The sequence below is a fragment of the Pseudomonas sp. MF08817 genome, from assembly GCF_059862705.1.
In genome coordinates this window covers 37118-53239 of the sequence record NZ_JCBCUY010000006.1, presented here as the reverse complement: position 1 = coordinate 53239, position 16122 = coordinate 37118, and the positions used below count along the sequence as shown (strand labels likewise).

Below are 16122 nucleotides of genomic sequence, written 5' to 3'. Positions count from 1 at the left end.
TGGAGTTATAGGCAGACTAAAAAGCGAGGCAAGCATGGACAAAGAGCACAAGGCCAGTATTGACGGGGATCAATGGGCGCGGTGCCTGCGCGTTCACGGCTGGCTGTGGGACGCCGCTCAGCCGCAGGCGCACGCCGAGCCCGAGGGCGCCGGCGTAACCCTGATTTTGGCCCACGGTGCCGGCGCGCCCATGGACAGTGCTTTCATGAGCAACATGGCGGCACGCCTGGCTGCGCTAGGTATCAACGTGCTGCGCTTCGAGTTTCCCTACATGGCGCAGCGGCGCCTGGACGGTGGCAAGCGCCCACCCAATCCGGCCCCCAAGCTACTGGAATGCTGGCGTGAGGTGTACGCGCAGGTGCGGCGTCATGTCACTGGGCCCTTGGTGGTCGCAGGCAAGTCCATGGGCGGGCGCATGGCCAGTTTGCTGGCCGATGAGTTGGGGGCGGGCGCCCTGGTGTGCCTGGGTTATCCGTTCTACGCCGTGGGCAAGCCCGAGAAACCGCGGGTCGAGCACCTGGCAGGGCTGAAGACGCCCACCCTGATAGTCCAGGGCGAGCGCGACGCCCTGGGCAATCGCGAAACTGTGGAGGGTTATGCGCTGTCGCCGAGCATCGAGGTGATGTGGCTGGTGGCGGCGGACCATGACCTCAAGCCCTTGAAGGCTTCAGGCTTCACCCATGAACAGCACCTGGACGCAGCGGCGCAAAAAATCGCCGCCTTCGTGGCCGATATCACGTAGCGATGTAGCAAGCAGGCTCGCCCACGCTCGGCGGCCTAGCCGTGGTAATCGGTGTGGCGCCTGGCGCACCCCAGCACGGGCAAGCCCGCTTGCTACGGGCGTGCGGCGTGAGGTTGTTGCCGCTAGCGCAGCCTCAACGGTTAAAGCGCTCCACCAGCGAGTACTGGGTGGTCGCCGTCAAGGTCAGCGCTTCGCTCAACTGCGCCGAGTGCATCGCTTGTTCCGAGGTCTGATCGGCCAGTTGCGCAATGGTGCTGATATTGCGGCTGATCTCTTCGGCCACCGCCGTTTGCTCTTCGGTCGCAGCGGCGATCTGGGTGGTCATGTCGGTGATGTTGGCCACCGCCTCACTGATCCCCACCAGCGCGGCGTCGGACTCCATCACCTTGGCCACGCCTTCCTCGGCCTGACGATGCCCGGCGTCCATGGTCTGCACCGCCGTGCTGGCGGTCTGCTGCAACTTGGCGATCAAGCTGTGGATCTGCCCCGTGGACTCGCTGGTGCGCTGCGCCAGTTGCCGCACTTCATCGGCCACCACCGCAAAGCCTCGCCCCATTTCCCCGGCGCGGGCCGCTTCAATGGCAGCGTTGAGCGCCAGCAGGTTGGTCTGGTCGGCAATGCCCTTGATGACATCCACCACGCCACCGATCTCATCACTGTCCTTGGCCAGTTGGGTCACCGTGGCGCCGGTTTCACCCACGACCACCGACAGGCGCTGGATCGCTTCGCGGGTTTCGCTGGCGATATCGCGGCCACGGCTGGTCAGGCGATTGGCCTCCTGGGTGGCGTCGGCCGTGCGCTGCACATGGCTGGCGACTTCCTGAGTGGTCGCCGCCATCTGGTTCACAGCGGTGGCGACTTGCTCCGTCTCCACCCGCTGGCGCTCCAGGCCGCTGGAGCTGTTGTGGGCCAGCACATCGGATTGCCGCGCCTGCTCGTTGAGGTGCTCGGCGGTGTCCTGCAAGCGCGTCAGGCAGGTTTTCAGGCGCGCTTCCTGGCTTAGGATCGACATCTCCAGGCGCGCCTGGGCGCCACGGCTGTCGGTGTACATCTGCGCGATCAACGGGTCGGACGTGGTCTGCTCCGCCAGGCGCAACAAACGCTTGAGGCCACGCTGCTGCCAGGTCAGGCCCAGCAACCCCAACGGCACCGACAACCCCGCCGCCAGGGCAAAACCCCAGTGGGAATTGAACCAGATACCGATCAGAAAACTCAGTTGGCTGATAAGGATAAACGGCACCCAATCCTGCAACACCGGCAACCAGCGGTCGCTACGGGGAATGGCCGACTTGCCCTGGTTGATGCGTTGGTAGAGCGCTTCGGCACGGCGCACCTGCTCGGCGGTGGGCTTGACCCGCACCGACTCATAGCCGACCACCTGATTGCCTTCGAACACCGGTGTCACATAGGCGTTGACCCAATAGTGGTCACCGGTCTTGCAGCGATTCTTAACAATGCCCATCCATGGCAAGCCTTGTTTCAACGTACCCCACATATGCGCGAACACCGCCGCCGGAACGTCAGGGTGACGCACCAGGTTATGCGGCGCACGCAACAGCTCCTCACGGGAGAACCCACTGATTTCGACAAAAGCATCGTTGCAGTAAGTAATCACGCCTTTTGCGTCGGTGGTAGAAATCAACCGTTGCTGAGCCGGAAAGGTACGTTCGCGTTGTGTTATTGGTTGGTTATTACGCATGGCTTTTTTCTATCCGCAAGGCTTTGACAGGTTGTCGGCAGCGGTGGGGGAATAATGAAGTTTATTTTTTCAAACTGTGCGCCGGCTCAAATAAAAACACCGCCCGAAGGCGGTGAGTAGGCCTTGAGGGTAGTTCAGGAACCAATCAACTCCCTCAACACATAATGCAAAATCCCCCCCGCCTTGAAGTATTCCACCTCATTCAAGGTATCGATCCTGCACAGTACCTCGACTTTTTCCGTACTGCCGTTTTCCCGGGTGATGACCAGTGTCAGGTTCATCCGTGGGGTCAGTTCGGCTTCGGTCAGGCCTTGGATCGTGAGGGTTTCGTGGCCGGTGAGGTTGAGGGTTTTGCGGTTTTGGTCGAGTTTGAATTGCAGGGGCAGGACGCCCATGCCGACCAGGTTGGAGCGGTGGATGCGTTCAAAGCTTTCGGCGATGACGGCTTTGATGCCCAGCAGGTTGGTGCCTTTGGCGGCCCAGTCGCGGCTGGAGCCGGTGCCGTATTCTTGCCCGGCGATGACCACCAGTGGCGTCCCGCTGGCTTGGTAGCGCATGGCGGCGTCGTAGATGGGCATTTTTTCTGCGGTGGGGATGTAGAAGGTGTTGCCGCCTTCTTCACCGCCGAGCATTTCGTTGCGGATGCGGATGTTGGCGAAGGTGCCGCGCATCATGACTTCGTGGTTGCCGCGCCGTGAGCCGTAGGAGTTGAAGTCCCGCGGTTCCACGCCTTGTTCGCGCAGGTAGCGGCCAGCGGGGCTGTCGGCCTTGATGTTGCCGGCGGGGGAGATGTGGTCGGTGGTCACGGAGTCGCCGAGCAGGGCGAGGATGTTGGCGTTCTTGACGTCTTCGATCACTGGCAGCGGGCCGCCGATGTTGTCGAAGAACGGCGGGTGTTGGATGTAGGTGGAGTCGGCCTGCCATACGTAAGTGGCGGCTTGGGGGACTTCAATGGCTTGCCATTGTTCGTCGCCGGCGAAGACTTCGGCGTATTCCTTGTGGAACATCGCGGTGTCGACCTGGGCCACGGCGGCGGCGATTTCCTGGCTGCTGGGCCAGATGTCGCGTAGGTACACCGGTTGGCCGTCTTTGCCGGTGCCCAGGGGCTCGCGGCTGATGTCGATGCGCACGGTGCCGGCCAGGGCGTAGGCGACCACCAGGGGCGGCGAGGCGAGCCAGTTGGTTTTCACCAAGGGGTGGACCCGGCCTTCAAAGTTGCGGTTACCCGACAGTACGGAGGCGACGGTGAGGTCGGCTTGCTGGATGGCTTTTTCGATGGGTTCGGGCAGCGGCCCAGAGTTGCCGATGCAGGTGGTGCAGCCGTAGCCGACCAGGGCGAAGCCCAGTTGATCGAGGTAGGGGGTCAGGCCGGCGGCCTTGTAGTAGTCGGTGACCACTTTGGAGCCAGGGGCCAGGGACGTCTTGACCCAGGGTTTGCGGGCCAGGCCTTTTTCCACGGCTTTTTTTGCCACCAGGCCTGCGGCCATCATCACGCTGGGGTTGGAGGTGTTGGTGCAGGAGGTGATGGCGGCGATCACCACCGCGCCGTTTTTCAGGCGATAGGTGTTGCCTTCGTAGCTGTAGTCCGCTTCGCCGATCAGGTCGGCGTTGCCCACGGCCACGCCTCCGCCGCCTTCGCTTTCCAGGCGTCCTTCTTCTTTGCTGGCGGGTTTGAATTGCAGGTCGAGGAAGTCCGAGAAGGCTTGCCCCACGTCGGGCAGCGAGACCCGGTCTTGTGGGCGTTTGGGCCCGGCGAGGCTGGCCTCGACGCTGCCCATGTCCAGGGCCAGGCTGTCGGTGAACACCGGTTCCTGGCCGGCCAGGCGCCACAGGCCCTGGGCTTTGGAGTAGGCCTCCACCAGTTTCACGGTGGTGGCGGGGCGCCCGGACAGGCGCAGGTAGTCCAGGGTGATGTCGTCTACGGGGAAGAATCCGCAGGTGGCGCCGTATTCGGGGGCCATGTTGGCGATGGTCGCGCGGTCTGCCAGGGGCAGGTCGGCGAGGCCGTCGCCGTAGAATTCGACGAATTTGCCGACTACGCCTTTCTTACGCAGCATTTGCGTGACGGTCAGCACCAGGTCGGTGGCGGTGATGCCTTCCTTGAGCTTGCCGGTGAGTTTGAAGCCGATCACTTCCGGGATCAGCATCGACACCGGTTGGCCGAGCATCGCCGCTTCGGCTTCGATGCCGCCCACACCCCAGCCGAGCACGCCGAGGCCGTTAATCATGGTGGTGTGGGAGTCGGTGCCGACCAGGGTGTCGGGGAAGGCGTAGGTGCGGCCGTCTTCGTCTTTGGTCCACACGGTGCGCGCCAGGTATTCCAGGTTGACCTGGTGGCAGATGCCGGTGCCCGGCGGCACGACGCTGAAGTTGTCGAAGGCGCTTTGGCCCCAGCGCAGGAAGGCGTAGCGTTCGCCGTTGCGCTGCATTTCGATATCGACGTTTTGCTCGAAAGCGCTGGCGGTGGCGAATTTGTCGACCATTACCGAGTGGTCGATCACCAGATCCACCGGCGAGAGCGGGTTGATGCGCTGCGGGTCGCCGCCGGCCTTGGCCACGGCGGCGCGCATGGCGGCCAGGTCGACCACGGCGGGCACGCCGGTGAAGTCCTGCATCAGCACGCGGGCGGGGCGGTACTGGATTTCCCGGTCGCTGCGCCGTTCCTTGAGCCACCCGGCCAGAGCCTTGAGGTCAGCGCCGGTGACGGTTTTGCCGTCCTCCCAGCGCAGCAGGTTTTCCAGCAGTACCTTGAGCGACATTGGCAGCTTGTCCAACTCGCCCAGGGTCTGGGCCGCGTGCGGCAGGCTGAAGTAGTGGTAGGTTTTGTCGTCGATTTCTAATGTTTTTAGGGTGTTCAGGCTATCGAGGGACGGCATTGCATTGACTCCTTTTATCCGCACGGTGGCGGATCCAATGAGACGAACAGAGCCCTTAACCTAGCTCTGTTTGAGGGGTAAGGCTAATCACTGGACTCTACGGGCAAGTTCAAGGTTCCGAACTCCGCTATCATGCGCGGGTTTTCGTGACAGGCTTTGCTACAGGGCAAGTTTGCGCGCCGTATTGCCCAGGAGAATTGATGAACACCCTTTTTATGCACTGCCGGCCGGGTTTTGAGGGCGAGGTGTGCTCCGAGATCGCCGAGCACGCCGCGCGCCTGAATGTGGCCGGTTACGCCAAGGCCAAGGCCGGGAGTGCCTGCGCCGAGTTTGTCTGCACGCAAGACGATGGCGCCGAGCGACTGATGGCCGGCCAACGTTTCGTCGATTTGATATTCCCGCGTCAGTGGGCCCGTGGGCAGTTTGTCGACTTGCCGGAAACCGACCGCATCAGCGTGATCCTTGCCCACATGGCGCAGTTTCCGGTGTGCGGCAGCCTGTGGCTGGAGATGGTCGATACCAACGACGGCAAGGAACTGTCGAACTTCTGCAAGAAATTCGAGGGGCATTTGCGCAAGGCGCTGCTGGCCGCCGGCAAACTGGTGGAAGACGCGAGCAAACCGCGCCTGCTACTGACCTTCAAGAGCGGCCGCGAAGCCTTTATCGGCTTGGCGCCGGCCAACAATTGCGCGATGTGGCCCATGGGCATCCCACGGCTGAAGTTCCCCCGCGAGGCGCCGAGCCGTTCCACCTTGAAGCTGGAAGAGGCCTGGCACCACTTCATCCCCCGCGAGCAGTGGGATGAGCGTTTGCACAGCGACATGACCGGTGTGGACCTGGGCGCCGCGCCTGGGGGGTGGACCTGGCAACTGGTCAACCGCGGCATGCTGGTGACCGCCATCGACAACGGCCCGATGGCCGAGAGCCTGATGGACACGGGCCTGGTCCAGCACCTGATGGCCGATGGCTTTACCTTCAAGCCCAAGCAACCGGTGGACTGGATGGTCTGCGACATCGTTGAGAAACCGGCGCGCAACGCGGCGCTGCTGGAAACCTGGATCGGCGAAGGGCATTGTCGCGAAGCGGTGGTCAACCTCAAGTTGCCGATGAAGCAGCGTTACGCCGAGGTCAAGCGTTTGCTGGAGCGTATCGAAGAGGGCTTCAAGGAGCGCGGTATTCGCGTCGAGATCGGCTGCAAGCAGCTCTACCACGACCGCGAAGAAGTGACCTGCCACTTGCGCCGTTTGGATGTTGTAAAGAAGGCCAAGAGCCGCTGAAATCTTGAATTTTTTGCTGAATGAATGTGGGGGCGGGTAGGCCTGGGATGCGGGCGCCACGGTGAGCCAGGGTGACCGTGTCAATGCCATCGCAGGCCAGCCCGCTCCTACAGGGAGTGAGCCATGAATGACGTGAACGATACCGCCGTGGACGGCACGCTGGACGCCACCGGCCTCAATTGCCCGGAGCCGGTGATGATGCTGCACCAGCACATCCGCGACCTGGCCCCTGGTGGCCTGTTGAAGGTGATTGCCACCGACCCCTCGACCCGCCGCGATATTCCCAAGTTCTGTGTGTTTCTCGATCATGAACTGGTGGAACAGCGCGAAGAGGGCGGGACTTACCTGTACTGGATCCGCAAGAAGCTGTCTTAACCCCGGCGGATGCGCTTACGCGCACTGCGTGTCAGGCGCACCGACAGTAGCAGTGCCGCGCAACTCAAGCCCACGATCAAACCCTGCCACAAGCCGCTCGGGCCGCTGGCGGCGCCGAGCCAATCGGTCAGGCCCAGGGCGTAGCCCACCGGCAGGCCGATACCCCAATAGGCGAACAGCGTCAGAATCATGGTCACCCGGGTGTCCTGGTAACCGCGCAGGGCCCCGGCCGCCGTGACCTGGATCGCGTCGGAGAACTGGAACAGCGCCGAGTAGACAATCAGCATCGACGCCACCTGGATCACGATGGGGTCCGGGGTGTAGATGGCGGCGATCTGTTCGCGCAGCAACAGCATCAGGCTCGCCGAGAGGCAGGCGTAGGTCAGCGCGGCGCCCATGCCCACACCGGCGGCGAAGCGGGCCTCGCGCGGTTCGCCACGGCCCAGGGCCTGGCCGACGCGCACCGTCACGGCCATGGCCAGGGAGTACGGGATCATGAACACCAGCGAGCTGAAGTTCAGGGCGATCTGGTGCCCGGCCACCACTGTGGCACCAAGGCTGCCGATCAGCAGGGCGATTACGGCAAAGATGCTCGACTCGGCGAACACCGCGATGCCAATCGGCAGGCCGACGCTTATCAGGCGCTTGATGATTGCCCATTGCGGCCAGTCGAAGCGGGTGAACAGCTGGCTGGACCGGTAGACCGGCGCCCAGTGCGTCCAGCCCACCATGCCCAGGGTCATCATCCACATCACTATGGCCGTGGCCCAGCCGCAGCCGACGCCGCCCATGGCCGGCACGCCGAAGTGGCCGTAGATGAACACGTAGTTAAGCGGAATGTTCAGCGCCAGCGCACACAGCCCCAGGATCATGCTCGGGCGGGTACGGCCCAAGCCATCGCTGAAACAGCGCAGCACGAAGTAAAACGCTGTGGCGGGCAGGCCGCTGGCGATGCCGTACAGGTACTGCATGCACAGGTCGATCAGTTGCGGGTCGACCTTCATGGCCCGCAGCACCGGTTCGGCATTGAGCAGCAGGCCGGTTGCCATCAGGCCCACCACCAGTGCCAGCCACAGGGCCTGGCGCACCAGCGGGCCAATCTCGCCGTGTTTGCCGGCGCCGAAGCGTTGGGCGACTTTTGGCGTGGTGGCCAGCAGGATGCCGGTCATCAGCAGGTACACCGGAATCCAGATCGAGTTGCCCAACGCCACGGCTGCCAGGTCGCGGGAGCTGTAGCGCCCGGCCATCACGGCATCGACGAAGCCCATGGCCGTGGTGGCCAATTGGCCGACCATGATCGGCAGCGCCAGGACGAGCAGGTCGCGTAGCTCCATGCGTACCCGGGCGGGGCGGGAAATGGGAGCGTTAGAAGGGGTGTCGGTCACGGCATTCACAGGCAGAGCGTCCAGGGGTAAAGGTGCGCAGGGCCGGGCATTCTACGCCTTGACACAGTGGTCAGGAAAAATCCTGTGTTGGGGATTTGTAAGTCGCTGCCCCGGCATCGATGCCCCGCAAGGCGTGTACACTGCCGGTCCGCCAAAAGGAGCCTGCCATGCTGATTGTCGCTGACGAAAACATCCCCTTGCTCGATGCCTTTTTCCAGGGTTTCGGCGAAATCCGCCGCTTGCCGGGGCGCGCCATCGACCGCGCGGCGGTGGCGCAAGCCGATGTGTTGCTGGTGCGCTCGGTGACCCCGGTGGACCGCGTGCTGTTGGCCGGCAGCCAGGTCAAATTCGTCGGCACCTGCACCATCGGCACCGATCACCTGGACCTTGGCTACTTCGCCGAGGCCGGGATTGGCTGGTCCAGCGCGCCGGGCTGCAACGCCCGCGGGGTGGTCGATTATGTACTGGGTAGCCTGTTGACCCTGGCCGAAATCGAAGGCGCCGACCTGGCCCGGCGCACCTACGGTGTGGTCGGGGCGGGCGAAGTGGGCGGGCGTTTGGTCAAGGTACTGCGCAGCTTGGGCTGGAACGTGCTGGTGTGCGACCCGCCTCGGCAAGCGGCCGGGGACGGAAGCTGCGTGAGCCTTGAGCAGATCATCGCCCAGTGCGACGTGATAAGCCTGCACACGCCCCTGACCCGCGAAGGCGCCGCGCCGACCTGGCACCTGTTCGACCGTGAGCGCTTGAACCGCTTGCGCCCCGGTACTTGGCTGCTGAACGCCAGCCGCGGCCCGGTGGTGGACAACCGGGCGCTGCGCGAGGTGCTGTTGCAGCGCGAAGACCTGCAAGCGGTGCTGGACGTGTGGGAGGGTGAACCGGCGGTGGACGTTGCCCTGGCCGACCTCTGCGTGCTCGCCACGCCCCATATCGCCGGCTACAGCCTCGATGGCAAGCAGCGTGGCACCGCGCAGATCTACCAGGCGTTCTGCCAGCACCTGGGCCAAGCGCCCCAAGTGCGCCTCGAAGATCTGCTACCGGCGCCCTGGCTGAGCCGCATCAGCCTGCACGGCGACTGCGACCCGGCCTGGGCCTTGGCCATGATCTGCCGTGGCGTCTACGACCCGCGGCGTGACGATGGGGATTTCCGTCGCAGCCTGATGGGCAGCGCCGAGGAACAACGCATCGCCTTCGACCTGTTGCGCAAACACTACCCGCCGCGTCGTGAAATCGACGGCTTGACCGTGCAGATCGACGGCGAGGCCCGCGGGTTACGGCAGATGGTCCAGGCCCTTGGCGCCACCGTGGTTTAACGAGGACTATGCCCGCTGGCTACCAGGCAGAAAAAACCCGGCCATGGGGCCGGGTCGGGAAGAGGGGGGCGAGGCCTTATTCGTGCTCGGCGGGCTTGACCTGGCGCAGTTCCAGCTCGCGGCAGGCCTGTTGGATCATGTCTTCGGTGATCGGTACTTCACGACCCTCGGCGTCAATGATCGAGCAGCCCAGGGAGGCATGCTGCGGAATGCGGAACACTTCAATCTGGTCGTTGGTGCGGGTGTGCAAGGACATGGCCTGTCTCCTCATCAGGTTGTGTGCTTAATGTAGAACCGCCAGGTGACCAAGCTGTGACAGCTCCCTGTCGATTGGCCGGGCGGTCTGGTGGAGTCCATCAGAAACTGCCTACAAACTCCAGGGTGATGTTAGATCAATAGCCTCTAAGCTCTAGCGGCGGCGGTCATATTTAACCGGACTCATTGTGATTCACGGAAGTTCCACCCGATTCAGCGGGGCTTGGCGCCGCTGCCCTTTCACGATGGTGCTTGCAGATGACTTCTATGCTTTCTTCCCGTCAACGGCGCGCCCTGCGCCTGGCGCTTCACTTTATCGCGCCCTATCGCTGGCAGGCCCTGGGCGCTTTGCTGGCACTGATCGTCACGGCCGGCATCACGTTGTCCATGGGCCAGGGCATTCGCCTGCTGGTGGACCAGGGGTTCATGACCCGCTCACCGCACCTGCTCAACCAGTCCATTGGCCTGTTTCTGCTGTTGGTGCTAGGCCTGGCGGCGGGCACCTTCGCGCGGTTTTACCTGGTGTCGTGGATTGGCGAGCGCTGCGTCGCGGACATCCGTCGCCAGGTGTTCAACCACTTGATTTACTTGCACCCAGGCTTTTACGAGGGCAATCGCAGCTCCGAGATCCAGTCGCGCCTGACGGCTGACACCACCTTGCTGCAATCGGTGATCGGCTCGTCGCTGTCGCTGTTTCTGCGCAACGCCTTGATGGTGATCGGCGGCATCGTGTTGCTGTTTATCACCAACCCCAAGCTCACCAGCATCGTGGTCGTGGCCTTGCCCCTGGTGCTGGCGCCGATCCTGATCTTCGGCCGTCGGGTGCGCAGCCTGTCGCGCCTGAGCCAAGACCGTATCGCCGACGTCGGCAGCTACGTCTGCGAAACCCTGGGCCAGATCAAGACCGTACAGGCCTACAACCACCAGGCCCAGGACGAGCAGCGCTTTGCCGGCACCGTCGAGGCGGCGTTCGATACGGCGCGCAAGCGTATCGTCCAGCGTGCCTGGCTGATAACCCTGGTGATTGTCCTGGTGCTGGGCGCGGTGGGCGTGATGCTCTGGGTCGGCGGCATGGATGTGATCGCCGGGCGGATTACCGGCGGCGAGTTGGCGGCGTTCGTGTTTTACAGCCTGATCGTCGGCAGCGCCTTCGGTACGTTGAGCGAGGTGATCGGCGAATTGCAGCGTGCGGCGGGGGCGGCCGAACGGATCGCCGAGCTGCTGCAATCACCCAACGAAATCCAGGCTCCAAGCACTGATAAGGCCCGGTTGCCGCAGCGGGTCAGCGGTGAGTTGGCGTTGCAAGGCCTGCGTTTTTCCTATCCTTCAAGGCCGGAGCGTTTTGCCATTGATGGCCTCGACCTGCACGTTCGGGCTGGGGAAACCCTGGCGTTGGTGGGGCCTTCCGGTGCCGGCAAGTCCACACTGTTCGATTTGCTCCTGCGCTTCTACGACCCGCAGCAAGGGCAGATTTTGCTCGAAGGCCAGGCCCTGACCCAATTGGACCCGCAGGACGTGCGGCGCTGCTTTGCCCTGGTCTCGCAAAGCCCGGCGCTGTTTTTTGGCAGCGTCGAAGAGAACATCCGCTACGGCAACCCGCTGGCCACCCGCGAGCAGGTGGAAGACGCTGCGCGTACCGCCCACGCCCATGATTTCATCCTGCAACTGCCCGACGGCTACCAGACCCACCTCGGTGACGGTGGCCTGGGCCTTTCTGGGGGCCAGCGCCAGCGTTTGGCCATCGCCCGGGCGTTGTTGGTGGATGCGCCGATCCTACTGCTGGACGAAGCCACCAGCGCCCTCGACGCCCAGAGCGAACACTTGATCCAGCAAGCCCTGCCACGGCTGATGCACAACCGCACCACCCTGGTCATCGCCCATCGCCTGGCCACGGTGAAAAACGCCGACCGCATCGCCGTCATGGACCAAGGCAAACTGATCGCCATCGGCACCCACCAGCAATTGATCGCCAGCAATGCGTTGTATGCGCGCCTGGCGGCGCTGCAGTTCAGTGAGCAGGAGGGGCGATAGCCCAAAAAAAACGCCTGCATTTCTCAATGAAGGCGTTTTTTTACTGCAAGTTTGCAGCTTGCAGCTGCCACTACTGATCGTCGAAATAGCGTTCGTGCCAGTCCACCAGTGGTTGCGGCGAGTTGAGCTTTTGCCCGTAGATCACCGAATAAGACAGCACGTTTTGCACATATTGGCGGGTTTCGTCGAATGGGATGCTCTCGACCCACACGTCAAAGCTCAGGTGGTCGGCACCGCGTAGCCATTGGCGCACGCGGCCGGGGCCGGCGTTGTAGGCGGCCGAGGCGAGGACGCGGTTGCCGTTGAACTGGCTGTGGACCTGGCTCAGGTAGGCAGCGCCCAACTGGATGTTCTTGTCCGGCACCAGAACCTGCTGGGGCGAGGCGAGGGGGATGTTGAACTTGCGCGCGGTTTCCTTGGCGGTGCCGGGCATCAGTTGCATTAGGCCGCTGGCGCCGACGCCGGAGCGGGCGTCGTCCATGAAGGCACTTTCCTGGCGCGTGATGGCGAATACCCAGCTCGAGTGCAGGCCACGCACCTTGGCTTCGCGCACCAGGGTGTCGCGGTGGGCCATGGGGAAGCGGATATCCAGGTCGTCCCAGTATTGCGCCTGGCTGATGGTACGGATGGCCGGGAAGTACCACTTCAGGTCGTAGGCCAGTTTGGCCTGGGCGACCATTTCGTCACGGTTGAAGTGGCGGCTGACGTGGTACCACTCGCGGCGCCCGTCAACGATTTGCCCGCGGGCGTGGAATTCCAGGGCGCGGCGCACGCCCGGGGTGTTGCGCACCTTGTTGACCAATTGCTGGCTGAGCACCAGCGGCTTGTTGTTCAACTGGTAGGGCGATTGGGCGCGGTCGGCGGCCAGGAAGCCATAGAAATCGCGCTCGCGGGAGAGGTTTTTGTACAGCGCCTGCACTTGCGGGTTCTGCGGTTGCGCCAGTTCCAGGCTGCGGGCCTGCCAGTAGCGCCAGCGGTTGGTGGTGGCCAGGTCCTGGGGTAAGCGGCGGGTCAGCTCGTAGGCGTCGTCCCAGCGCGCCAGGCGCAACAGTAGGCGCAGGCGCCATTCGGACACGGTGTTGTCGCGCAGTTCCGGGTCGTACTTGGTCATCACGTCCAGGGCCCGACCATCGAAGCGTTTGGCCAGGGTCAGGCCGATTTCCCGGGCGATGGAGACTTTCTCGTCGCGGGAGAAGTGCATGCTGGCGGCATAGCCGTCGAGCAGGGCCATGGCTTTTTGTGGGTCTTGGCGGGCGAGGCGGCGCAGGCCCAGGCCGACCACGTCGGACATGGCTTCGTCCACTGGGGTGAAGCGCGACGGTTGGCTCAGCAGCTCAGGCTTTTGCGCCACATCCACCAGCAGGCGGCCTTGCGGGGCGAGGGTGGTCAGGCCTTTGACCAGGCTGTTGGCCAGGGGGTAGTTGCGTGCATCCGCCGCGAGTTTGGCTCGCTGCCAGCGCTTTTGCTCGGTGAGCTGGCCTTGGGCCGCCCACTGGCCGAACAGCGCATCGCACGCCACCGGTTGGGTTTTGCCGGTGAGCCAGAGTTTTTCGGTGGTGGCGTAGCCTTGGGCTTTGAGGTTGTGGCTCAGTTGGTATTGGCCGTAGAGGCAGTCCAGCTCGGTGAAATTGAGCTTGGGGTCGTAGTACTTGACGAAGGGTTGCCAATCGCCCCGGTCGGCCAGCCAGCGCAACCAGCGTAGTTTCATCCAGTTGGCCTGGGGCAGGTCGCCATGTTCGGCGAGGAATTTCTCGATTTCGGCGTTGCTTGCGGTTTTCAAGCGCGCGGTCAGTTCGTCGTAGGCCAGGTAGGGCGTCAGCGGGTAATCGCTCAGGGCCTGGCTGTAGCGAAAGTAGGGGCCTGAATCGCCCTTGGCCAGGGCGCGTTTGGCTTCGTCGTAATACTGGCGTTGTTGGGACAGGTCCGCTGCCTGGGCGGTGTGAGCGGCGGTGGCAGAAAGAAGCAGACAAGATAAAAAGTTGACAAGGCGACTGCGCATGAGACGTCCGAACAGAGAAAACGTGGCGAGTGCCGAGGTTGCCAGCACTGATTGCCTGTAGCTTAGCCTTTTGCCAGCAAGCGGCGAAAGCTTTGCCGGCCTGTCGGTCTCAGTTCGCGACATTTGTCGGGCACAGTGCGCCGGCAACGAAATTGCCGGCCTTCTGAGGGCGCAAGTCAGGTAGAATGCGGCCCCGGTTTTTGGAGAAGAACATGACCCTGCTCAAATTCAGCGATGTGTCCCTTGCTTTCGGCGCTATGCCGTTGTTGGACAAGGTGTCCTGGCAGATCGCCCGTGGTGAGCGGGTGTGCATCATCGGCCGCAACGGCACAGGCAAGTCCAGCATGATGAAACTGGTCAAAGGTGACCAGAAGCCCGATGACGGCTCCGTGTGGCGTGCCCCGGGCTTGAAAATCGGTGAATTGCCGCAGGAATTGCCGGTGGCCGACGACCGGACCGTGTTCGACGTAGTGGCCCAGGGCCTGGACGGTGTCGGCGAGCTGCTCGCCCAGTACCACCACCTGAGCCAGAACATCGTCACCGACGCCGACCTGGACAAACTGATGCACGTCCAGCACGACCTCGAAGCCCGCGACGGCTGGCGCTTGCAGCAATTGGTCGATAGCACCCTGAGCCGCCTGCAATTGCCGGCGGACAAGACCCTGGCCGAGTTGTCCGGTGGCTGGCGCCGCCGTGTGCTGCTGGCGCAGGCGCTGGTGTCCGAGCCCGACCTGTTGCTGCTCGACGAACCGACGAACCACTTGGACATCGGTGCCATTGCCTGGCTTGAGGAAGCGTTGAAGGATTTCCAGGGCGCGGTGCTGTTCATCACCCACGACCGTTCCTTCCTGCAAAACCTGGCCACCCGCATCCTCGAACTGGACCGCGGTGGCCTGATCGACTGGAACGGCGACTACGCCAGTTTCCTCGTACACAAAGAGGCGACCCTGGCCGCCGAAGAAACCGCCAATGCGCTCTTCGACAAGAAGCTGGCCCAGGAAGAAGTGTGGATCCGCCAAGGCATCAAGGCGCGCCGCACCCGTAATGAAGGCCGCGTGCGTGCCCTCAAGGCCCTGCGCGTGGAGCGCAGCGAACGCCGCGAGCGCACCGGCAAGGCCAATCTGCAGCTCGACACCGCTGACAAGTCGGGCAAGCAGGTGATGGTGCTGGAGAACGTCAGCTTCGCCCACCCGGGTGGGCCGCAGCTCATCAAGGATTTCTCCATGGTGCTGCAGCGCGGCGACCGCATTGGCCTGCTGGGCGCCAACGGTACCGGCAAGACCACCCTGCTCAAGCTGATGCTCAACGGCCTCAAGCCCACTGCGGGCACGGTGGAGGAGGGCACGCGGATCGACGTCGCCTACTTCGACCAGTTGCGCCATCAGTTGGACCTGGAAAAAACCGTGATCGACAACGTCGCCGAAGGCCGCGATTTTATCGATATCGACGGCCAGAGCCGCCATGTCCTGAGCTACCTGGGCGACTTCCTGTTCAGCCCGCAGCGTGCCCGCACGCCGGTCAAGGCGTTGTCGGGCGGTGAGCGTGCGCGCCTGCTGTTGGCCAAGCTGTTCAGCAAGCCAGCGAACCTGTTGGTGCTCGACGAGCCGACCAACGACCTGGACGTGGAAACCCTGGAGCTACTCGAAGAAGTGCTGTTGACCTTCAAGGGCACGGTGCTGATGGTCAGCCACGACCGGGCATTCCTCGACAACGTGGTTACCAGCACCCTGGTCTTCGAAGGCGAGGGCAAGGTCCGCGAATACGTGGGCGGCTACCAGGATTGGTTGCGTCAGGGCGGTTCGCCGAAACTGCTGGGCGTGGCCGAGAGTAAATCCGGCAAGGCTGACCTGAACTCGGCGGTGGTAGCCGCAGCGGCGCCCGCGCCCGCCCAGGAAGCGCCGGTGGCGAAGAAGAAGCTCAGCTACAAGTTGCAGCGCGAGTTGGAAGCCCTGCCAGGGGACATCGATGCCAAGGAGCAGCAGATTGCTGCGCTCGAAGCTGAGATGGCCGATGCGGGCTTCTACCAGCGTCCTGCCGCCGAAACGGCCAAGGTCATTGCCCATCTGGAGCAATTGCAGGCCGAGTTGGAGGTGTTGGTGGAGCGTTGGGCCGAGCTGGATGCCTGATCGATCTGCCTGAATCAAAAAAGCCCGGCCTCACTTCAGTGGGGCCG

11 protein-coding genes are annotated in these 16122 nt (G+C 63.3%); 6 read left to right on the top strand and 5 right to left on the bottom strand.

The genetic code is table 11. From position 1 onward, the window contains the following. Positions 1-34: 34 nt before the first annotated feature. Positions 35-742, top strand: coding sequence for an alpha/beta family hydrolase (locus tag AC19YR_RS05410; protein WP_500597473.1), 708 nt, complete (start codon positions 35-37; stop codon positions 740-742). Between the two features lie 133 nt (positions 743-875). Here the strand turns inward: AC19YR_RS05410 and AC19YR_RS05405 are convergent, their stop codons facing one another. Further along, the gene (locus AC19YR_RS05405) at positions 876-2441 is read right to left on the bottom strand and encodes a methyl-accepting chemotaxis protein (RefSeq protein ID WP_095107620.1); all 1566 of its coding nucleotides are present in this window, start codon (positions 2439-2441) and stop codon (positions 876-878) included. Between the two features lie 134 nt (positions 2442-2575). Next, positions 2576-5317, bottom strand: a complete 2742-nt coding sequence (acnA, locus tag AC19YR_RS05400) for an aconitate hydratase AcnA (protein WP_500597471.1) — start codon at positions 5315-5317, stop codon at positions 2576-2578. Between the two features lie 200 nt (positions 5318-5517). On the opposite strand from acnA, the gene rlmM reads away from it, so the two are divergent. Beyond that, positions 5518-6594 (top strand): 23S rRNA (cytidine(2498)-2'-O)-methyltransferase RlmM, encoded by a 1077-nt coding sequence (gene rlmM, locus AC19YR_RS05395; protein WP_095107622.1) that lies wholly within the window; start codon positions 5518-5520, stop codon positions 6592-6594. Between the two features lie 123 nt (positions 6595-6717). Further along, positions 6718-6969 carry a sulfurtransferase TusA gene (tusA, locus tag AC19YR_RS05390; RefSeq protein WP_095107623.1) on the top strand — a complete coding sequence of 84 codons (252 nt, stop codon included), beginning with the start codon at positions 6718-6720 and terminating at the stop codon, positions 6967-6969. Here tusA and AC19YR_RS05385 read toward each other — a convergent pair. Further along, on the bottom strand, positions 6966-8363 hold the full coding sequence (locus AC19YR_RS05385) for an MATE family efflux transporter (RefSeq protein WP_500597469.1): 1398 nt from the start codon (positions 8361-8363) through the stop codon (positions 6966-6968). The two genes, tusA and AC19YR_RS05385, sit on opposite strands and share 4 nt — an antisense overlap. Positions 8364-8521: 158 nt before the next feature. Between AC19YR_RS05385 and pdxB the strand changes: the two genes are divergently transcribed. Continuing rightward, on the top strand, positions 8522-9664 hold the full coding sequence (pdxB, locus tag AC19YR_RS05380) for a 4-phosphoerythronate dehydrogenase PdxB (RefSeq protein ID WP_095107625.1): 1143 nt from the start codon (positions 8522-8524) through the stop codon (positions 9662-9664). Positions 9665-9740: 76 nt separating this feature from the next. Here pdxB and AC19YR_RS05375 read toward each other — a convergent pair whose 3' ends face one another. Beyond that, a complete protein-coding gene (locus AC19YR_RS05375; protein ID WP_095107626.1) occupies positions 9741-9920 on the bottom strand; it encodes a PA1571 family protein in 180 nt (59 codons plus the stop codon). Between the two features lie 257 nt (positions 9921-10177). Here AC19YR_RS05375 and AC19YR_RS05370 point away from each other — a divergent pair, with 257 nt between their 5' ends. Beyond that, positions 10178-11950, top strand: a complete 1773-nt coding sequence (locus AC19YR_RS05370) for an ABC transporter transmembrane domain-containing protein (protein WP_176465055.1) — start codon at positions 10178-10180, stop codon at positions 11948-11950. Positions 11951-12020: 70 nt separating this feature from the next. Here AC19YR_RS05370 and AC19YR_RS05365 read toward each other — a convergent pair whose 3' ends face one another. Continuing rightward, the gene (locus tag AC19YR_RS05365; protein WP_500597466.1) at positions 12021-13949 is read right to left on the bottom strand and encodes a transglycosylase SLT domain-containing protein; all 1929 of its coding nucleotides are present in this window, start codon (positions 13947-13949) and stop codon (positions 12021-12023) included. A gap of 212 nt (positions 13950-14161) precedes the next feature. Between AC19YR_RS05365 and AC19YR_RS05360 the strand changes: the two genes are divergently transcribed. Continuing rightward, positions 14162-16075, top strand: coding sequence for an ATP-binding cassette domain-containing protein (locus AC19YR_RS05360; RefSeq protein WP_500597464.1), 1914 nt, complete (start codon positions 14162-14164; stop codon positions 16073-16075). The last annotated feature ends 47 nt before the right edge of the window (positions 16076-16122 follow it).